Origin of the sequence: Streptomyces sp. DG2A-72 (assembly GCF_030499575.1) — a bacterium.
Taxonomy (GTDB): Bacteria; Actinomycetota; Actinomycetes; order Streptomycetales; family Streptomycetaceae; genus Streptomyces.
In genome coordinates, this window is record NZ_JASTLC010000002.1 from 1 (window position 1) to 18,689 (window position 18,689).

19 protein-coding genes are annotated in these 18,689 nt (G+C 68.4%); 4 read left to right on the forward strand and 15 right to left on the reverse strand.

All coding sequences use genetic code 11. The features are described 5' to 3' along the window. Positions 1-137: 137 nt before the first annotated feature. The 12 genes from QQY66_RS48885 to QQY66_RS48940 form a co-directional block, all read right to left on the reverse strand. On the reverse strand, positions 138-431 hold the full coding sequence (locus QQY66_RS48885) for a hypothetical protein (RefSeq protein WP_301987798.1): 294 nt from the start codon (positions 429-431) through the stop codon (positions 138-140). 21 nt (positions 432-452) lie between these two features. Next, entirely contained in the window at positions 453-1,007 is a 555-nt protein-coding gene (locus QQY66_RS48890; RefSeq protein ID WP_301987799.1) for a hypothetical protein, read from the reverse strand. 161 nt (positions 1,008-1,168) lie between these two features. Then, positions 1,169-1,765 (reverse strand): hypothetical protein, encoded by a 597-nt coding sequence (locus QQY66_RS48895; protein WP_301987800.1) that lies wholly within the window; start codon positions 1,763-1,765, stop codon positions 1,169-1,171. A gap of 147 nt (positions 1,766-1,912) precedes the next feature. Continuing rightward, positions 1,913-2,866: a hypothetical protein gene (locus QQY66_RS48900; protein WP_301987801.1), complete on the reverse strand. Its 954-nt coding sequence runs from the start codon at positions 2,864-2,866 to the stop codon at positions 1,913-1,915. An 18-nt stretch (positions 2,867-2,884) separates the two neighbouring features. Then, positions 2,885-4,057, reverse strand: a complete 1,173-nt coding sequence (locus QQY66_RS48905) for a peptidase M23 (protein WP_301987802.1) — start codon at positions 4,055-4,057, stop codon at positions 2,885-2,887. A gap of 35 nt (positions 4,058-4,092) precedes the next feature. Continuing rightward, the gene (locus QQY66_RS48910; protein ID WP_301987803.1) at positions 4,093-4,875 is read right to left on the reverse strand and encodes a hypothetical protein; all 783 of its coding nucleotides are present in this window, start codon (positions 4,873-4,875) and stop codon (positions 4,093-4,095) included. 3 nt (positions 4,876-4,878) lie between these two features. Further along, positions 4,879-6,894, reverse strand: coding sequence for a hypothetical protein (locus tag QQY66_RS48915; RefSeq protein WP_301987804.1), 2,016 nt, complete (start codon positions 6,892-6,894; stop codon positions 4,879-4,881). Between the two features lie 2 nt (positions 6,895-6,896). Beyond that, positions 6,897-7,517 carry a hypothetical protein gene (locus tag QQY66_RS48920; protein ID WP_301987805.1) on the reverse strand — a complete coding sequence of 207 codons (621 nt, stop codon included), beginning with the start codon at positions 7,515-7,517 and terminating at the stop codon, positions 6,897-6,899. After that, positions 7,514-10,057 carry an ATP-binding protein gene (locus QQY66_RS48925; protein ID WP_301987806.1) on the reverse strand — a complete coding sequence of 848 codons (2,544 nt, stop codon included), beginning with the start codon at positions 10,055-10,057 and terminating at the stop codon, positions 7,514-7,516. Before QQY66_RS48925 ends, QQY66_RS48920 begins: the two co-directional genes overlap by 4 nt. Beyond that, the gene (locus QQY66_RS48930; RefSeq protein WP_301987807.1) at positions 10,054-10,614 is read right to left on the reverse strand and encodes a hypothetical protein; all 561 of its coding nucleotides are present in this window, start codon (positions 10,612-10,614) and stop codon (positions 10,054-10,056) included. The genes QQY66_RS48925 and QQY66_RS48930 overlap by 4 nt, the downstream gene beginning before the upstream one ends. Continuing rightward, the gene (locus QQY66_RS48935) at positions 10,614-10,976 is read right to left on the reverse strand and encodes a hypothetical protein (protein WP_301987808.1); all 363 of its coding nucleotides are present in this window, start codon (positions 10,974-10,976) and stop codon (positions 10,614-10,616) included. Before QQY66_RS48935 ends, QQY66_RS48930 begins: the two co-directional genes overlap by 1 nt. Before the next feature lie 83 nt (positions 10,977-11,059). Beyond that, the gene (locus tag QQY66_RS48940) at positions 11,060-11,983 is read right to left on the reverse strand and encodes a conjugal transfer protein (protein ID WP_301987809.1); all 924 of its coding nucleotides are present in this window, start codon (positions 11,981-11,983) and stop codon (positions 11,060-11,062) included. 394 nt (positions 11,984-12,377) lie between these two features. Here QQY66_RS48940 and QQY66_RS48945 point away from each other — a divergent pair, with 394 nt between their 5' ends. Then, on the forward strand, positions 12,378-12,809 hold the full coding sequence (locus tag QQY66_RS48945) for a helix-turn-helix transcriptional regulator (RefSeq protein WP_301987810.1): 432 nt from the start codon (positions 12,378-12,380) through the stop codon (positions 12,807-12,809). Between the two features lie 33 nt (positions 12,810-12,842). Here the strand turns inward: QQY66_RS48945 and QQY66_RS48950 are convergent, their stop codons facing one another. The 3 genes from QQY66_RS48950 to QQY66_RS48960 all read right to left on the reverse strand — a co-directional run bounded on the left by QQY66_RS48950 (position 12,843) and on the right by QQY66_RS48960 (position 17,044). Further along, complete coding sequence (locus QQY66_RS48950; RefSeq protein ID WP_301987811.1) at positions 12,843-13,232, reverse strand: hypothetical protein; 390 nt, start codon at positions 13,230-13,232, stop codon at positions 12,843-12,845. Then, positions 13,225-15,504, reverse strand: a complete 2,280-nt coding sequence (locus QQY66_RS48955) for a type IV secretory system conjugative DNA transfer family protein (RefSeq protein WP_301987812.1) — start codon at positions 15,502-15,504, stop codon at positions 13,225-13,227. Before QQY66_RS48955 ends, QQY66_RS48950 begins: the two co-directional genes overlap by 8 nt. A gap of 199 nt (positions 15,505-15,703) precedes the next feature. Then, positions 15,704-17,044: a tol-pal system YbgF family protein gene (locus tag QQY66_RS48960; RefSeq protein ID WP_301987813.1), complete on the reverse strand. Its 1,341-nt coding sequence runs from the start codon at positions 17,042-17,044 to the stop codon at positions 15,704-15,706. A 159-nt stretch (positions 17,045-17,203) separates the two neighbouring features. Between QQY66_RS48960 and QQY66_RS48965 the strand changes: the two genes are divergently transcribed. From QQY66_RS48965 to QQY66_RS48975, 3 genes are read left to right on the forward strand one after another with little or no spacing between them, the layout of a single operon-like run. After that, positions 17,204-17,842 carry a hypothetical protein gene (locus QQY66_RS48965; RefSeq protein ID WP_301987814.1) on the forward strand — a complete coding sequence of 213 codons (639 nt, stop codon included), beginning with the start codon at positions 17,204-17,206 and terminating at the stop codon, positions 17,840-17,842. Next, positions 17,842-18,462 (forward strand): hypothetical protein, encoded by a 621-nt coding sequence (locus QQY66_RS48970; protein WP_301987815.1) that lies wholly within the window; start codon positions 17,842-17,844, stop codon positions 18,460-18,462. Before QQY66_RS48965 ends, QQY66_RS48970 begins: the two co-directional genes overlap by 1 nt. Positions 18,463-18,494: 32 nt before the next feature. After that, positions 18,495-18,659: a hypothetical protein gene (locus QQY66_RS48975; protein ID WP_301987816.1), complete on the forward strand. Its 165-nt coding sequence runs from the start codon at positions 18,495-18,497 to the stop codon at positions 18,657-18,659. Positions 18,660-18,689: the final 30 nt, after the last annotated feature.

Consider the following 18,689-nt stretch of genomic DNA (forward strand, 5'->3'; position numbering starts at 1 on the left):
CAGGTGCTGCGAGGAGGTTCACTGGGTAGTAAGTTAACCTTAGCAATACGTTGTTGTGCCTGCTACTTCGTTCAGTTACGTATTGCTAAGGTTAACTTACTACCCAGTGAACCTCCTCGCAGCACCTGGCGCGTCTCTCAGCCGTCGACCTTCTCGGCCTCTTCCTCGCTCTCCTCCTCGACTTCCGCCTCGAAGTGGAGATATCCCGATCGCACGATGCTGTCCGGGTCAACGGAGTTGAAGCGGGCGAGGTGGAACACGTTCGCGAGGAGGTCCCCGGCGATTTCGCCGAGGGCGTCCTCGCCCATGCCGAGGGTTCCGTCGCTGTAGTTCTGACCGGTCTTCAGGCCGAATGCCTCAAGGGCAGCCAGGGCCCAAAAGGCGCGAGTCTTGTTCGCCTCGGCCGGTCCGTCCGTGTAAAGGTCCGTCATTTCCCTTGCTCCTTCCTCTGGTTACTTCTGGTAGGCGGTAATTCGGGCGCGGACCTTTTCGGCGTCGAGGCATTCGGGGTGCCGGAAAGTCGAGGGCGGATTCCCGTTGCGGCCCCGGAGGTGGGACCAGTAGCGGGGGCCCTGCCAGCCGCACAGTCCGCACTTGAGGGCCCACGGGTTATCCGCCCCGGGGTAGCCGTGGAGCGGCGTCCACAGGTGCTCGGTCAGTCCGGCCATGGCCGCGTGTGCCGCCTTGGTGTTGCGGGGCGTGGCGGGCATTCGGGGGTGCAGCAGGGGGACGGGGCCGACGAGTTCGCGGGGGGCGGCGGTGCCGGTCTCGGTGTTCTTCTGCGGGGTGATGCGGCCCGCGTCGAATTCCTCGGTGAGGTAGCGCGCGGCGGCTTCACTGCCGGTGCTTCCGGCGCCGACTCGGAATTCGTCGGACTGTCCAGCGGGGACGGCGTACCAAGCGCCGTGCCACCGGTAGATGAGTCCGACGTTCTTTCCGTCGACGTTGACGGGGTATCGGCATTCCTGGTCGGCGTCGCCGAGCTGGAAGCGGGTAGTGTCCTGCATTTCCTGTGCCTCTCGTTCGTTCTCTTCACAGTCGGAGCACCCGCATTCGGCGGGGTCCATGTCGCCGAGGGAATGCACGTGACAGTCCGTGCAAATTCCGTCGTCGTGGACGGAGTCAACCCATTCGTTGCAGTAGTTACAGGTGACGGTTTCCTTGGGCCTCATTGCGTCGGCTCCGAGATTTTGAGCCCGGCGTCCATGGCGTCGAGGATGTCGGCGGCGGCCCATTCAAAGGAGTTGAGGAGGCTTGCCTCGAAATGGGAGTCGAGGGGTTCGTCGAGGTATTCGGCGAGGTACTCGTGCAGTCGCTCGCGCGCCTCGGTCGGGTCGTGCACCTTGCCGAGGGTGCCGGTCTCGTCGACCGCCCAGACCTCGAATCCGTCGAGGTCGATATCGCGGCTGTCGAGGAGGTTTCCGCATTCGGGGCAGCCGAACAGGCCGTCGGGCCGAATACCGTAGGCCGATAGGCCGCCGCACTGCGGGCAGGTAATTGGGGTCACGGAAATAGCGCCTTTCGCGTTGTGCTTCCGGGGCGTGACCCAGGAGGCCGCGCGGCGCGCCGCGTGCTTTTCGGCCCGGTGCGCGCCGAAGGCGCAGGGCCGAAAACCCTTTGCCGGTGAACGCGCCCGAAGGGCGCCCGGCAAAGGGCGGTCCGCGAAGCGGACCGAATCGGCGGTGAACGCGCCGAAGGCGCCCGCCGATTCGCCCGGAGGGGCCGCCAGGCCCCGCAGGGCGGTGCGCGGCGTGCCGTGTGGCACCCTGGGCCACGCCCCGGAAATAAGGGCCCGTGAGGGCGTTAAGCGGCTCGCTGCGCCTTTGCTGCTCCGTGCTGCGCCCGGGGGGCGGGAATGCAAAGGGCCCCTCTCCCGGATGGGAGAGGGGCCCTTTGTGGGGTGGCTACGCCGTTATGCCGCTGCGCCGCTTTCGATCCAGTGGATTATGTCGCGGGCGCGCCGCGCGTTCGCCTCGGCGTGCGACGGGCTCGGGAACGCCACCAGAAGGTTCAAGAGCGGCTCGGCGATTTCGCGGGCCGACTCGGCGTCCTGGTCCCGCAGCAACCGCCACGCCCCGTGTGCGTTGCGGAGGACGCGCGCGCTCTCCTCCTGGGGCGCCATGGCGTCGCGCTGACGCTGCGCGGTCTCGACGAGGAGCTCGGTCGTCTCGGCCCATTCGTGGGTGTGTGCGGTGCTGGCGAGAGTCAGCCATGCCCGCACGGTCAGCACGTTGACCGTGTGCGGGTGCAGCGGGCCGAACTGCTTGGTGAGGTCCGTTTCGAGCTGGTAGGCCGTGACGATGGCCTCGGCGAGGGCTCCGGCGCGCTGGTGCGTGGCGAGCTGCTCCCACGGGGCGCGGTACTCCTCGGGGAGCGGGCTGTTCCACTCCTCGGGGACGGGGTGGCCCCATGCGTTGGTCTCGGCGGCCCGCGGCGCCGGCGTCTGTCCGGCCGTCGTCTGGTGCCCGTGGCCCATGAAGGCCGGGGGCGTCTCGCGGCGCATGGCGACGGTGAACTCGTCGGCGTCCGAGTACGGGTGCCGGCCGCTGCTGGGCGGCGGCGGGGCGGGCTGGGGCGCCGGGGGCGGCGGTACGGGGTGCGGGCGGTCGAGGGTGGTCACGGTGCCGTCGGTGGCCACGATCAGGGGCCACGCGGTGCCGTCGGCGTCCTTGGCGAGGACGCGCACGGGGCGGCCGTGTAGCGCGGCCTTGACGCGGACCTCACCGAGGGCCAGGAGGCGGGCCTCGTCGGGGTCGAGGCCGGGGCCTGTGACCTCCTGGCCGTTGACGGCGGCGGCGCCGTTCGCGTTGAGGGTGATGGTGTAGACGGGCGTAGCGGGGACGGTCTCGGGGTCGATGCTGGTCATTGGTGCTGTCTCTCCGCTCTATCCACCCTTTGGGAAATACGGCGGCGCCCATCCGAGATAGGTTGCCTGCCAGTGCTTCTCAATGTACGTCGCCGGAACGATGTCGATATAACCAGGGCGAAGTACATCATTGCTCGCGATTTTCCCATCACCGATATAGATAGCGACGTGCCCCGCTCGTTTTCCGGTGTCCCAATACATGAGGGCGCCGGGCGGAGGCATCCGGTCGCCGTCGTGTTTCATACTCGCTGGCATTTCCTTGTAGTGGTCTATTGCGTAATTGACTCCGGAGAAATTCCAGCCGTAGGCGCGGGCGACAAAGGCCAGGCAAGCGCGGTACCAATCGCCGGTTCCGTTCGCGGCTTCGTTCTTGGCCCACGCGATGGCGTCGGCCGTCGAGCGCGGGTTCTTGACCGCTGCCGGCCAGTCGGCGGCGCCGTCGTGGAACGGGTCACCGGTCTTGCCACTGCCGCCGCCGTTGTCCTCGGGGTAGCACTCGCCGTCGTCGCTCTGGTCCGTGCTGGTGTCGTCGGCCTGGTCCCCGCCGGTCGAGCTGTCGCTCGTCGTTGCGCGTTCGAGGTCGATCCCGGCGTCTTTGGCTATGTCGCGGGCGGCGCTCTCCTGCCCCGCGTAGAGCTGCTCGTACTCCTCGGCCGGGTGCTGGACGGACGCGGCGGCCTTCCAGAGCGGCATGGTTTCCCAGCCCTTGACGTCGGTCAGGCCATGGATGCCGACCGTGGACTTCGGGTCGGCGCCGAACAGAAACATCCGGGTGGCGTACTCGGGGTTCATGAGCTGCGTCACGGTTCCCCACCCTTGCGAGGGGCGTTGCTGGAAGAGCCCGACGCTATCGAGGTGGCCATGATCCAGATTGAGGAGGCTGGACTCCTGAAGCGCGGTCATGAGGGCGATAAGGGTTGCGCGTCCGGACAGGCCGCCGTCTGCGGCAACGGTGTCAATGATCTTGGCGTTGGCTATCTGGTTCTTCCGGACGTCGCCCGACGTGTTGTTCTGGGCTTGGTCGCCGTCGTCGTCGCCGTAGTCGACGCTCGGTTCTCCGCGGTCGCCGCACGAGTTGGCGAACGCCTGCCCTCCGCCGGCACCGGCCATGAAGCCGAGGATGCAGAGGAAGAGCACGAAGACGACGGCGCCGATGGCGTACGCCTTGAGCTTGACCGTGCCCTTCGTCATGGTCGACAGGGCGCGGGCTGCGTCGCGTCCTTCCACTACAGGCCCACGATTCGGGACACGTGCCACCCGTTGCCGCTGTTGGTCAACTCGGCCTGTACGACGGTGTTTTCGCTGTAGTCGGTGTATCCCTCGACGTCGACCTTCGCCGTCACCTTCCGCCACACCCGGACGGGGGTGTCGACCGGGAGTTTGCTGTCTGCCGGCCCGGCCTTGACTGTGCTCACGGTGGCCACCCCGCCGCGGCTGACGAGCTTCTCCCACGACGGGTCATCCTGGCTGGCCAGGTTCTCGACGAGAGCGGGCGTCATGTAGGCGGCGGCCCGCAGGACGGAGGCCGAATGGTCGCCGTCCTGCGGGGGGTTGCGGGTCAGGTAGAGGCGCAGGGCCTCGACCGCGACGTGGTCCGGGTCGCTGAGGTCGACGGCCGCGGACGGGGACGAGCTCGGCGTCGCCGAGCTCGCGCTCGGAGAGGAGGCGGGCGCGCCGTCCTGGGCGCCGGGGGTCGGCGTCGCGGTGGCCGCCGTGCTGGGGGTCTGGTGGTCACTGGCACCGAGGAGGCCGGGCCACAGGAAGCGGGCGCCGGCACCCGCGGCCAGGACCGCCACAACGACGATCAGGGCCGCGGCCGGGCGGATGGGCTCGCGGCGGCGTACGTCGCGGACCCATTCCTTCGAGTTGCGTCGGACCTCCTCGCGGTGCTCGCGCTTGGCCGCCCGCCGGTTGCGGCGCCCCTTCGTGCGCTTGACCTCGTCCGGGTACTGGAAGCTGGCGAGGATCTCCCGATAGTCCTGCGGGGTGCGCTCGTCCTTCTTGGCCATGGCTCACCCCTTCTTGTTGGTGTTGGTCGTGTTCCTGGGGGCGGGCGGGAGCTCGCGACGGGCGGGGGCTGCGGCGCGCGGCGGCGGCTGCTGCCCGCTGCGGGCCGGGCGCTTGGGCGGCCCGTTGGGGGTCGAGCGGATCACCGTCGCCTGAATGAGCTTCGGCTCGCCGGGCGCGGCCGGTGGCGGGGCCTGCCGGAACGCGTAGTTGGGCGTCGTGCCGTTCTCCGGCCGCATGGTCGGAGTGGCGGGACGGCCGGTCGTGGTGCTACTTCCCGCCGGCAGGGCCCTCGGACCCTGTGGCTGCGGGGGCAGCGTGGCGCGGGCCTTGCCTTGTACGTCCGGGCGCGGCTCACGGTCGAGGGTGACCGTGGGGCCGCTGCTCGTACGGCCGCCGGGGATCGCCCGCCGCGGGTCGCCGGGCGGCAGGGCGGGACCGGCGCCGCCACCGGCCGGGGCCGGGAGGGGGCGCGGCGCAGGGGGCCGCTGTGGCGGTACGCGGGTGAGAGTGGCGTCGATGTCGTCGCCTCCGCCGCCACCACCGGGAAGCGCGGGGCCGTTGTTGCCTCCCCCTCCTCCCCCTCCTCCGCCAGGAGTACGGCGGCGGCGGGGAAGGGAGATCGGCGGGCGAGGAATACCGGAGCCTCCTCGGCCCCGGCCGCCGCCTCCGCCACGGCTGAGGAGCCTGGTCAGCATCGCGCCGGCAACCATGCCGTTGGTGGTGCCGCGGACGCCGAAGATCTGCGCAATCACTCCCCGGAAGTTGAAGCCGACGACGGCCGCGGCAATCGACAGGCCGGAGGAGGGCAGCCAACCGTACTGCTGGAACATCTGCATGGCGGCGACCTGCACCGTCAGGACCGCGCCGAGGACCATGGTCGCGATGGTCGACTCAAGGCAACGCGCGAGGACTTGATCGAACCAGGCCAGGCCCCACTGTCGCGGGCGGCCGGGGATCACCCAGAGGCACGCAAAAATGACGCCGGTCAACAGGAGCATCAAGGCGCCGAGGAGGCTCGCCAGGCTGGTGAAGGCGAGGACCAGGACGAGACCGGCGAACAGAATGATGGAGATCAGCGACGGGACGGTGACCATGATTCGCCCGACGGGGCTGTGTCCCTGACGCCAGGTCACGCTACCGCTTCCGACCGCCTCGTCTGTGACGTTCTCTTGCAGCCACTTTTTCCGCTTGTCCTTGTCCGCTCCCTGGTCGAGGAGATCTTTTCCGTACTTCTCACAGACCTCGAAACTTCCGAATTCCGCGACACACCAGGGAGTTGACACGTAAGCACGCCACACGGCGTCAGACGATTTGCGGAGCATATCGTCTCGGCCGTTGCCGCTGAATTTCGGCTCGTGGTCGAGCTTGAACGGGAAATCTCCCGAGCCATCACCGATTCCCTTCGATGCGGCATTCAGGGTGACGGATGCTCCGACTTGGCGCACCGAGTCGACACCGGAAATCCAAGTCGAGGGGCTGGTCAGCAGGGAGACCGCCACCACGCCGGAGATGCCCACCCAGGCGATTTGCGACATGGCTCCGCCGCCGCCACCGCGCTTGTGCTGGACGAACGCGACGAGGCCGCCCACTGCAAGGGCGCTCGGAAGGAGGGTCTCCGTGAGTCCCTTCGCGGCTCCGCCGATGCTGTCGGCCATGGCGTTTTCGAGCGGAGGGATACGGGTCAGTTGGAAAACCCACGTGACGATGACGACGCACGCCTGACCGATCACGGCAATGAACGCCATGGTGATGTCAGCGACGAATTCGGCCATCGGATCGAGGACGTCCCACTTACCGAAATCTGAGTCGAGCATCCACAGGTTCGGGTTTTGGTAGGTCTCGTAAAGGGTCCCTTGCCCCTTGGGAATGCTGCTGTCGGGTGACGGCATGAGGTCGCCGATTCCGACGGGGTCAATGTCTGCGGCGCTTGCGTGTCCAGCGCACACCATCAAGGTGGTGAGCGCGAACAGAATCGGAATGACCACGTTCCGCAGGCGCGGAACCTGATAGACGAGCACTTTTACCCCCCGGAAAGGGCAGTGCGGACCGGCGAGCCGTGCCCTTCGTCGCCCTCTTGAATGTCTTCGTGCTGGTCGACGAGCCACGCCCCGCCCTCGTCGACCAGGCGCAGCGCGCGGCGGGTCGTGGTCGACTCCTTGCCGGGCCACGTGACGGTGTAGGAGACGAGGACGCCGTACCCGGACGGGTGGGCGCCGCTGGCCGGGACCTCGACGAGGTCCGAGACCTTGACGGGGCCGGTGTCGGCGCGGTCGGGCCCGCTGGGCGTGCTGGACGCGATCGTGTTCGGCGTGGAGCCGTCGGCGTACGTCGGCGGCGAGTACGACGGCGAGGGGCTCGACGAGTCGGCGGCCGTCGGTGTCGAGTCCGGGGTGTTGCGCGCGGCGCACTCCTCGACCGTGCCGTCCCGCATGGCCTTGGTGCTCAGGCGGCAAGCGGCAGTCCAGTCAAGGGCGTTGGCGGCCTTCTGGTAGGCGCTGGCCGCCTTGAGGACGGCGTCCGTCGGGTCCTTCTGCCCGCTGCTGCCCTTGGTGTCGCCGTCGTCCGACGAGGACGAGCACCCGGCCACGGTCAGGATGCCGGCGGCGAGGATGCCCGCGGCCGTCGCCGTCTTGCGGTTCATACGTCCACCTTTTCCATGACGGGGCCGTTGCCGGGGAGCTGCGTCGCCTTCGGGCTGGTGTCGAGGAGGTCGAGGAGTTCGAGAGAGGGCACGTCCCACTGCACGGTGGCGCACCGGAAGCGGTGGTCCCGGATGACGCAGTGCCCGTGCCTGATCTCGCCGTCCGGCAACAGGCCCACCGAGTGGATGAGCGCCCTCGTGTGTGCGTCCTTGGGTAGGCCGAGGAGCTGCGCCAACGCGTCTTGTTGCTCCGGGGTGGTCAACTGGAATCCCGCAACCGTGCTGAGCTGTTCGAGGACGCCGACGAGACGAACGAGGCTCTCCGGGTCCTGCGTGTCGAGCAAGAGCGCGGTGTGCAGGGCCCTACCCACACGGGCGATGTAGTCGAGGAACTTCGCGCCCTGCTCGGTTTGGGTCAGGACGTGGACCTCCGGCACGGTCACGACCTTGCGCAGGCCGCGCAGGTCCCTGCGGCCCGCGGTGGTGATGCCGAAGGCGAGCATCGAGTGCATGAGGGCGACGCTCAGCCGCTCGGCGGGGTTCCACTCCTTGCGGGACGAGCCGGGCCCCGGCAGGGAGAGGCCCGGCATCTGCACGACCCAGATCCCCGGCTCGGGTGTGATCGGCGGGGCGCTGGTGGTCGGGCGGCCCATGAACGGGGCGCCCAAAGTGTTCTGCGCCAACTCGTAGAGGGCCTCGCCGGTCTCGCGGCCGAGGTCGTCATCCATCCGCCGCAGGTGCTCAATCACCTTCCACGTGGCGGGCTGGCCCTCGTTGATGACCGCGTTCACCGCGCGCGTGATCGGGATCTCGGCGCCCCGCTCCCGCAGCCACTCGGGCGTGGCCATGCTGAGCTGTGTGGGCACTTCACCGCGGGCGACGTCGACACCCTCCTCGGCCAGGAGGGTGAACAGGTCCGCGGTGCCGGCGAATCGCTGCCCGGTCTCCACCAAGTGGGCATTGAGGCCGTAGCGGCGCGCGGCCGAGACGACGCCGCCCAAGTCCCCCTTGAAGTCCAACCCCAAGACGAACGCGCCGCGGTGTGCCGCGTCGAGCATGGCGAGCATGGCCGCCGTGGTCTTGCCGCGGCCACTTCGCCCGACGATCGCTGTTGTCGTCGCGTCGCCGCGGTCACTGCCGGCGGTGATGTCCAGCCGGAAGACACCGGGGGTGCTGCCTGTGAGGTAGCCAACGATGGGGCCCTCGTCGGCGCCGACCTTGGCGCCGCCCCACCACCAGGAGCCGGACAAGGCGGTGACGTCGCGGACGTGGCCGAGGTCGGGCACGCGGAGTTGGTCGCCGGGCTGGCACTCCAACCACATCTCACGCTGTTCGTCCTCGGCGACAACGACCTCGATCCCCATCCCACCGAAGTGGGTGACCACGGCGTCGACCCGGGCCCGGAGGTCGTCGAGGGAGGTCTCGGACGTGACGATCAGCCGCGGGTGATCTTCTACAAGCGTGATGTCCTCGCGGGTCAGATCCCGCTTGAGCCGGGACATGGCGCCCTCGGTCTCCTCGATGTCCTCGCCGGGGTCTTCGGCGCTGGCATTCGCGGCGCTGTGTCGCTGTTCCTTGGCCGAGCGCCTCACATCGTCGACCTTCTTCCGTGCCTCCCGCTTGGGCTGCACGCGGAATCTCACGCTCGCCTCGGGACTGACGGGAAGGATGAGGTCGGCCGCTTCGTCGAGCTCCTCCTCGTCGTCTATGTCTGGCACATAGTTGATTTCGGAGAGGACTCTCAACCACTCGCCGTTGCCGGGGGATTCGAGGTGCTCGGGGAAGCCGGGCATGGCGAGCACCGACACCCAGGCCGCCACATCGCCGTGGGCGTCGACCACCCGAAGGTGGTCCGGATACGGCAGGAGCCTGCCACGGGTCAGGGCGGCCACCTTGGCGCCGCTGATGACTCCGGCATTCGCGGCCGGGAGCGGCGCGGCGCGGTGCTGCTCGCGGGAGATCATCCACGCGAGCATTTCCACGCTCGCGGGCTGCGCCTTCCACGGGGAGGACTCAAGGCGGCGGTGAAGGCGGCGCATCTGCGCATCGAGGCGGGCGAGCTCGCGCGAGGTGACGTTCGAGGAGAGGCCGAGCCCTTCCTGAATGCCCTTGCGGCTGAGCTTGGCAGCCTGCCCGGCCCGGTCGGTCAGACGGACACCGAGCAGAAGGTGACGGGTCGGCAGGCTGATCTGTTCGAGACGGCGGATGCGCAGGCTTGCCCACTCGTCCCAGGCCCCCGAGTTGAAGAGCTCTTCAGCCTCGGCCGCGTAGTCCTCGGCGTGCAGCGGGGACCACAGAACCCGCAAGTGGCACTCGTAGCCGACCAGAATCCGCGCGAGCGCTGAATCGGCCTGGTCGAGCTCGGCGTCGCGGGCAGTCTCGCTCATCAAGTCGGTGTTGGACGAGGCGAGGACGAACCACGCCTCGGTGTGGTCGTCGGTGACCACGAGTCCATCACTCAGGGCGACGTACTGGGGGGCGGCGGCCGAGCGGTCGCTCCCCACGCCGACGAAACTCCCGAGCCTGCGAAGCACCTTCACGACTTCCCCCTTTGTTTCATTGCCTTGCGTCCGTACGCCTTGACCACGGCATCGGGCCCGAACAGGCGGGGACGGGCGGCGAGCCGGATCGGCGCGCCGGCACCCTGTGGGATGGACTCCTCGTCACCGAGCCACCGCTCGATGGGCCCGCCGAGGGGCGAGTCGACGAGGAATTCGAGGCGGGTCCCCCACCGGGCACGGCGGTTCATCCACTCGCTTCGGGTGGCGGCGCGTCGGCCGCCGCTGACGATCGGCCGGTGGCCGAGGACGAGATAGCGGATGCCGATCGCCCATTGAGTGATCTTCCATCGCCGGTCGATGGATGCTCGCTGCGCGCCGTAGACGGTGACGATCAGCGGCGGCAGGAAGTAGGCCGTAAACGAGGGCTTGCTCGGGGCGCCGAAGACCAACAGCATGACCGCCCACCACACGCCATTGAGGACCAGGCCCATCACGAGCGGGCGGCGCGGCGCCCCTTCCCCCAGGTCGATACCGAGAATCTCGTGTTGCTTCGTCTCCAGCGCGAAATGTTGGGTGTACGTGTTGCCCACTCGCATCAGGCGGACCCCGAGACCTTCCCCCAGATGCCCGTCAAGACGTCTTGGACGGTGTCGGGGGCCCAGACGTACGCGCCGACGAAGACGGCCGCCACGCCCATGGTGACCATCTCGCCCCATTCCTTTTTCATGAAGTGGCCCACGCCGCGGACGGCGATGATCGCCGTCAGGATGTTCCCGGCGACGAGGAGAACCCAGTCCTTCAACTCGCCGCCGGTGGTGAGCCCTGCGGCGAGGACGACGCCGGTTGTGGCGTCGGCCCGGTAGGCGTGCGGACTGGTGGCGGTCGTGGCCCACAGGGCGAGTCGCGCTTTGACTGCGGACAGCGCGGCCGGGGCCGCGCGGCGGAGGTATGGCAACACGGGTTCGGTTCCCCCTTGGTGAAGTGGTGCGCTGACCTGGGCGCATGACGGCGGCTCATGTTTTATGAGCTGGGGACATACGGTCACAGCGAGCCCCCGTGGACGTCGGCGACTTGCCACCGCGCGGCGTCGCTGGACGACACGCGCGTGAGGGTGACGCGGTAGGTCTGCTCGACGGTGGCTCCGCCGAGGGTCCAGGAGACGACCGCGGTCCCCGTGCGGTCGCTGCCGCTGCCGTCGTCGACCGACCAGGACGACAGATCCTTGTACGTGATGCCGGCGGGCAGGGCCGGGACGCTTGCGCCGGGGGCGGTGACGGTGTCCGTGTCGCCTGAGGCGTAGGCCCCGAAGAACTTCTCAACGACGCTTTGCGTCTGTGTGCTCAACTCCGTGTCGGCGTGCGCGGTCGACAGGTCGGGGGCCTTGGGGCCGCGCGCCGGGATGCCGACGAGGCCGGGGGTCCCGGTGACGATGACCCGGCCGGAGGTCTCGACAACGGGCACGTCGAGGCCGACCCATCGGGCGGCCTCCTCGGTGGTGGTCTTCTTCCCCTTGGTGGTGGTGACCGTCTCGGGACGGATCAGCACGTCGACCCGTACGCGGGCCTGTTCCTGTTTGCCGTGGGTCACGGTCCCCGGCTGGACGGCTAGCACGTCCTGGTTGCCGTGGCCGTCCCACCCCATGGTGGTGTCGGAGTCCGCCGGCAGGACGGAGGCGAGGAGCTGCGCCCGCTCGTCCGGCTGGTCCTCGTCGAACGTGAGGTACGCGCGGGCGAACCGGGCGGCCACGGCTTGCGCTTCCTCGTCCGGGTAGGCCGCGGCTTGGGTCGTGGTCGTCTTGGGGGTGGGCGCCGTCGTCTTCGCAGGGAAGAACCATTGCCGCACTCCGGTGATGGCCGCGAGCACGACGACGAACCACAGCAGACCGCGGCCGAAGCGTCGGACGAACGCGGCGCCGGACTTCTCCTCTTGTGGCACCCAGGGCGTGACCGGCTTCGCAGCGCGCACGGGAGGGGGTGAGGGCGGAGCGGTCACGGTCGCGCCTGCCTGTTGTTGGCGCAGTCGGTTGCCTGCGGACTCCCACGGGTTCGCGGGCCCGGTGGCCGGTTCGCTCTGCTGAGGGACACCCGCCTTCGCGGGATCGCCGGTCTTCGCTGGTTCCGGCAGACCCGCAATCTTCCGCAGGACCCTTCCAAACGACGGCACCGCGCAACCTCCCCCAGATTCAACCAACTTTCCCCGCACGGGTGATCGACCCTATGCCGGGAGTGATCAAAGCGTCAAAGAAGTTCGTAACCAAGCCGCGCACGCTGTGCCCAACCTGTGACACGTGCCCAGCGGCGGTGATCAAGGGCCGCTAGAGTGCCGCCCCGAGCCGACAACGAACGGGGGACACAGAGGGGTGCGCATACGCCGGGGACGTCTGCGAAAGCTGCGACTTTCACGCGGCTGGACACAAGGTGAATTGGCCGTACAGGTGGGTTGTTCTCGCAGTGCCGTTTCCACTTGGGAGACGACCGGCCGTCCCCCTCGACCGAACCGGCTGCAACGCCTTGCCCGTGTTTTCGGGGTTCCGGTTGGGTACCTTATCGAGTCCGGCCATTCGTCGATTCTTCGTTGTCTGCGCACGTCGGCGGGTCTGCTGCAAAGGGACGTCGCGCGCCTATTGAAAGTGTGTGCTTCGACGTATTGCGACGTCGAGACTGGACGCCAGGATGTACCGGAAAGATGGGTTCCTATCCTGAGTGAGCGGTACGACGTCGCGCCGGAAATAATCCGGGGGTTACCGGTGAGGGATGCGAGCAACAACGGCGGCGGGGGTACGGGTTCGTGATCTGTACCCCCGCCGCTGTCTTTCCAGACGTTCCTACTTCAGCCCCTCGTAATGCTCTTGCCAGAGATCGGCGCATCGCCGGTTGATGATGTCGACGGATGTTCCGGCGCCTCCGTACAGAATGACGCCGAGAGGTTCCTCGCGTACGGCCGACTTCCCGAAGAGGTTTGCCGCTGAATCGGCAACATCGTTCAGGAGTTGGTTTGCCCGGTCGTTGTCGATAGGCGGGATAGGCCATCTCATGTGCCAGCCCGAGCCGACGAGAGCGGGCGCGGTCTCGGCGTACTCGTCGCCGGAGTACGCGCGAATACGTCCGTGAACCAGATCAATGGAGAGGAACGCCCGACTCTCGCTTTCGAGGTCGTTCCCTCCTCGCGTCAGATAGTCGCGTGCGATCTCTTGCCCTGCGGCCTTTTCAGGCACTCGGCGCCCCCTCGTCTTCCTTGTCCCCTGCATTCTTGCGAGGGGTGGTGTTGTTCTTCTCCTGCCATGCCACCCATTCCGCATGCCACGACTTGAGTTCCTCCTCGCTGTAATAGGAGGTCTGGCCGTCGCTCACGCCCTCGGGCGCCTTGATTCCGCGCGCTTCGCCGCGCTTGAAATAGGTTCGAGTGGTCGATGCCTTCCACGGGAGAATGCCGAGTTGGAACGCGTCGGCGAGGCTGTACGTCTCGGGGAGCTCCTCCTCCTGGTCCTCGGCCTTGGCGAGCTCCAGCCCGGCGCCGGCGCCTGTCGTGCCGCCTGTCGCGTCGGCTGTCGCGAGGGCCGCTGTCGTGCGCTGTGAGCTGGGCGTACTCCCCGTGATCCCCAGTGCTCCCGTGAGCACGACAGCGGGCAGGCTGGCCGGGCCGTACTTGCCGCCGGGCAGGAACGCGCCCGTGGCCGCGGTGGCGTTCACCTCGTCGAGAATCTCGGGCGTGATCCACGGCGCCAGTTGCCCCGCATCGAACCACTCCGGGGCGGGTGCGCATTGAGAAAGAAGTTCCCGAACCTGCGGCGTGATGTACGAGGGTTGAATCTCGCGAACGTAAACGTGATCGGCATCGGGGTCTTTCCTCTGATCCGTGTAGGCGCCGCGTCCCGGAATGCTGGTGTCGTACGGGATAACGGGCGTGCTCTGCCCGAAAGCAACACCCCACGAAATGCGGTCCTGCTGCCCGACTGTCATTTTTGTTCCGATCTGCGCGCGCTCCATCGTGCCACCGAAAAACGTGTTGGCGAATTGCTGTGAACCGACCACGACACGGTGATCGGAGGAGCGTCCTTGCAGAAGGGTGATAGAGAGCCAGTCGAGGAAGGGAGGGGTTCCCTTTCCCTTGAGGCCGTAACGCCACCACGTATATGCGAGCTTGATCAATGTGGGGAGCTCGTCAACAACAAGGGTGCGCGGGATGAGTTGGGTGCGAAGGGCCGGATCGGCTCCCCTTTCCGTGGCTGCCTCGGCGGCCATCATGGAAGTGAGGAACTCGGCGAATGCTGCGACGCATTCGCGCACCGTCTTATGAATCCGTACGCCCGAGAACCCTTCCGCCTCGGCGAGAGAGTTCCTCTTGGTGTCGAGGATGTCGATAAGCTCGCCGTGTTGCCGCCCGTGGACGACCGGAATATAGAGGACGGTCGACTTACCGGAGCCGGTTGCACCAGCCACACCCCAATGCGGTGTGGCGGTTTTCGTGTGCACTTCTACATCAACGATTCTGTCACCGTCGATAGCAAGGCCGATGAACACACGGCGGGGGTCACCCGTCGACTTCCACGGGACGTAATCGGGGAGAACGGGCTTAGGCACGGGCTTGGGCTTGGGTGTCCACCGGACGTAATGCTCTTTGCCGGTCCGGTTCCACTCCGGCACCCATTCACCGGGTACGCGCTGCTCGATAACCCGCTCAATTGCGGAAACACCTTCGGGTCCGCCCACCCAACTCACGGGGAGGCGGAGGACGATTTCGGCGCCGTCGGCGGTCATGTCGTCAGGGATCGAGAGCCATCTCGACCGGCGTTCCCTGTCCTCCATTCGGAGGACTTGCCGGACGGCCGCCCACACGCCGGGGCCGTAGATTTGTCTATCTGTCCACACCGGTTGTACGCGCCACAACCCGAGCCCCGAGGGTCCGGTGAACGCTGCCAGATACGCCGTCACGGCGACTGCGATAAGGGCGAGTTGGGTCTCGTCGGGGTAGCGCCAAAGGCCCCACGCGATCGGCAGGGGCGCCAGGCGGACCGCTGCGCGCGCGGCGTACGGCCATCGGTGCCAGAGGTGCAGGACGCGCCACAAACCCGCCACGGCGCCGAACAGGGCCCGGACGGGGGCGAGTACGGCGCGGGCGGCACTGCGGGGCCGGTCGGGCTTGTCGAGGGAGACACCGAAGCTGTTGAGGCGGTCGTCTTTGCCGAGCTGGTCGACGGGCGTCTCGGTGGCCTGGTCGTCGGGCAGCGGGGCGCCGGCATGCCACCACGTGGCCTCGCTGCGCGGTACGGCGACGAGCTCGCGCCCGCCGACGTACCGGCCGATGCCCGCGGCCAGTGAGCCGAAGAACCGTTCAATGCTGCGGTTGAACTCCTTACGGTCCGCGGGCGTGCCCTGGTTGGCCAGGACCGCGACCACGACCAGGGCGCCGAGGGCGAGGCCGCCGAGGCTGAATCCGCCGCCCGGGAGACCGTCCACAAGGTCCGGGAGGTCCGGAAGGGCTTCCACTGTTCCCCCTTTCTGTCCGCACGCCGCCGAGGGGTGCCCCTTGATCCTCGCGCACGGCTACGACAGACCGCGGCCGGGTTTCTCCCCCAGCAACAACGGGCGCCCGACTCCTGGGGAGTCGGGCGCGGGCGGGCAGCGGTTCGGGGTGCCGCCGGGAGCGTCGAGGGCGGACTCCCGCGGGCTGAATAGGGCGGGCCGGTCACGTCCTCTGCGCGGCGGGGGCGAGGAGCCTTGCCCGCTCGCTGAGCGCGTGGGCGATCTTGTTCGTGGGGTGCTTGCGGACCGAGCGCCGGAGGGTGGCGAAATGATCGTCACAGCGTGCAGAGCTGACGTGCGGATAGTCGTCGAGGAAGCCGCTCCACGTCGCGCAGGCCGCTTCGAGGTGGCCGTACTCGAACTGTCGCTCGGCGAGGAGGGCCGTCGAGCGGGCCCTCGCCCGGCGTTCGGTCTGCGGCCGGCACCGGTTGGACTCCTCCATTTCGGCGATCGAGCCGCCGAGGTCGCCGAGCTCGTACAGGACGTGACTGGTGTGGTAGTGCAGGGCGGCCGGGTGGTATCCGCCGACGGTCCCTGACCTCGATGTGGCCTTTTCGAGGGCGGCCTCGGCCTCCCGGAGTTGCCGTTTCGCGTCGTCCCTGGCACCGACGGCCGCCGAGGCGTGCGCCTGCTGCCCGACGAGGAAAGCCCGCAGGCGGGGCCCGGCGGCCGGGGCCGCCGCTGCCGCAGCGTCGGCGTACTTGAGTGCGGTCCGTCCGTGGCCGAGGCCGACGGCTTGCACGCTCATGCCACGAAGTGCGGTGCAGTAGGTGAGGTGGTCGGCGCCTTCTCCGGCCAGTCGTAGGGCCTGCATGTAGTACCGCTGTGCAAGGCCGTGCGCGTTGGCGTCCATCGCCATCCAGCCGGTGAGGTAGGCGAGATCTGCGGCGGCCGAACACATGGCCTTGCGGGTCTCCTCGGAAGCGTCGCACTTGAGGTACCGGGCGACGGTGTTCCCGAGGAACGCGGAGGCGAGCGGCCGGACGTGGCTCCCGCCGAACTCGTCGTCGAGGTCTGCGAGGCGGGCGGACATGGCGGTCACGGTGGCTACCTCGTTGGGGCCGATCCGTGTCCCGGGGGTGGTCTGGGCTCGCCGTGCGCGGTCGACGACGTCCGGCCACCCGGGAACGGCGAGGGTGACCGAGTAGAGGCCGACGGCACCGAGCACCGCCCGGCGGGAGGGGTCCATATCTGCACTCCACAGGTCGATAAGGGCGGCCACGGGGTCGGCCTGGTCGGGCGTGGGGGCGTCGGGTCCGAATCCGGCGGTCGAGCTGGTGATAGTCCTCCCCAGCCGCCGGGACAGACATTCGAGGATCGCCGCCTGTGTGGGGGGCCGGGGGACGGTGCCCTTCAGCCAGTGCGATACGGCCGTTGTGTCGTACCGGAGACCGAGGCGCATCTCGGTTCCCACGGCGTTGACCTGTCGGGCGAACTTCGCGTTCGTCCAACCGGTTTCACGGATGAGGCAGAAGAGAGCGATGTTCCGTGTGCGGTCGGGCATGACGTCCCTCCCCCGGAAATTCAAGGGTTTCAACCCTAGCCCTCTCTCCGGCCCTAGAGGCGTTCCGCTACCGGGAGTTGACTCTGTGTCAGCCGCTCGGGGGCCGGGAACCGTGGCGCCGGGCGGCGGACACCAAACCGCCGAGACCCCGGAGGGATCATGGACACGAGCGCGCTCGCGGAACGGCTCCCGGCCCGCACCGCTTGGGAGGACACGGGCACGGTCGTACTGCCCGACGTGCTACCGCCGGACCGCTTCAAAGCCTTGGAGGAGGAGGCGCTCGAACGCCTCGACCTGGTCACGCCGCATGTGCACGACCACACCGCCGCCCACCGTGACGGTTCGTTCGCGACGCCGGTTCACTGCGGTTTCATCCCGCCGGGCCCGGTGCTCGAACAGCTCGCGTACGACAAGCCGCTACTGATGGCGCTACGGGAGGCGACCGGCATCCCGCGCCTGATCCCCCGGGGCGGGGCCGTCGTCCTCTACCGGCAGGGCGACTTTCAGGGGCTCCACACGGACTCGTCGAAGAGCACGGTCACGGTCGGTATCGCCCTGACGCCGGACCTCCCGCCGATGGGGTGGGCGCCGCATCTGCGCCACCCGGACGGCCGCCAACTCGCGGACGTCGTCGCCGAGTTCGGCATGTTCCCGGAGGGGCCGCAGTTCACGACGCTGCCCCACCCCTACAACGACGGCAGCGTGAGGGCCTTCGCCGGGTACCACTTCGCGCACTGGCGGCCTCCGCTGCCGGCGGAGGCGGGTCTCCTCGTCACCATGTCGTTCATGGACCTGTGATGGAGGCCGGAACCCTGCGGCGGACATGGCTCGCCCAGGGCCGGGCGGACGTGCCGGCCGACGCGATCGAGGCGGGCCTCTGGGAGGAGCTCGCCGAGGAGGCCGAGCGGCTGGAGCCGGTCGCGGCCGTCCGGCACAACCAGCGGCCGGGCCTCCTGGCGATGCGGGACGGGTCGATCACGAGTCCGCAGCGCTGCACTGTCCACCCCGGCGCGGCGGCGCTGCGGGCCCTCGCGCAGTCCAAGGCGCTCGCGGACGTGGCGGCCGAGGCGACCGGCGCCGCGAAGATGACGGCGATCCGCTTCGGATACAAGTTCTACAAGCCCGGCGACTACATGCACGTTCACCGCGACGACGGGAAGTGCGAGATCACGTTCAGCGCCGCCCTGACGCCCGGCCTCGGGTCCATGGGGTGGCTGCCGAACCTGCGATGGCTGACGACCGAGGAGGTTGTCGAGCGGCTCGCCGATACGCCGTACCCGAACGGCGACGCGTTTCCCGTGCAGTACCGGGCCCTGACCGGATTCGACGGGTCCCGGATTCCCCACTGGCGTACCCCGCTCGATGGCCAATCGCGCGAGGTGCTGGTCACCGTCTGCTTCACCGATCTGTCGGTGTAGCAGCAACCGCTACGAGTTCCGAGGAGGAACCCATGCCCGTGTCCCAGTCCGTGACCGCCGCCGTTCCGGCGGACCCGGCCGACTTCATCGGCGAACTGCACGCCGAGGGCGCCATGCCGCAGAACAGCGGCGGTGACCCGGCCGTCCCCGACTCGGCGTTCCCCGACGTCCACACCTACGTGGTGCCGGCCGCCTGACCGGCGGACCGGTAGTCGGTAGCTGATCGG

Excerpts from the sequence above, each read along its gene's own strand:
- QQY66_RS48890 (WP_301987799.1), bottom strand. The coding sequence starts at position 1,007 with ATGCAGGACACTACCCGCTTCCAGCTCGGCGACGCCGACCAGGAATGC.
- QQY66_RS48905 (WP_301987802.1), bottom strand. The coding sequence starts at position 4,057 with ATGACGAAGGGCACGGTCAAGCTCAAGGCGTACGCCATCGGCGCCGTC.
- QQY66_RS48900 (WP_301987801.1), bottom strand. The coding sequence starts at position 2,866 with ATGACCAGCATCGACCCCGAGACCGTCCCCGCTACGCCCGTCTACACC.
- QQY66_RS48960 (WP_301987813.1), bottom strand. The coding sequence starts at position 17,044 with ATGCCCGACCGCACACGGAACATCGCTCTCTTCTGCCTCATCCGTGAA.
- QQY66_RS48970 (WP_301987815.1), top strand. The coding sequence starts at position 17,842 with ATGGAGGCCGGAACCCTGCGGCGGACATGGCTCGCCCAGGGCCGGGCG.
- QQY66_RS48910 (WP_301987803.1), bottom strand. The coding sequence starts at position 4,875 with ATGGCCAAGAAGGACGAGCGCACCCCGCAGGACTATCGGGAGATCCTC.
- QQY66_RS48920 (WP_301987805.1), bottom strand. The coding sequence starts at position 7,517 with ATGAACCGCAAGACGGCGACGGCCGCGGGCATCCTCGCCGCCGGCATC.
- QQY66_RS48975 (WP_301987816.1), top strand. The coding sequence starts at position 18,495 with ATGCCCGTGTCCCAGTCCGTGACCGCCGCCGTTCCGGCGGACCCGGCC.
- QQY66_RS48930 (WP_301987807.1), bottom strand. The coding sequence starts at position 10,614 with ATGCGAGTGGGCAACACGTACACCCAACATTTCGCGCTGGAGACGAAG.
- QQY66_RS48885 (WP_301987798.1), bottom strand. The coding sequence starts at position 431 with ATGACGGACCTTTACACGGACGGACCGGCCGAGGCGAACAAGACTCGC.
- QQY66_RS48965 (WP_301987814.1), top strand. The coding sequence starts at position 17,204 with ATGGACACGAGCGCGCTCGCGGAACGGCTCCCGGCCCGCACCGCTTGG.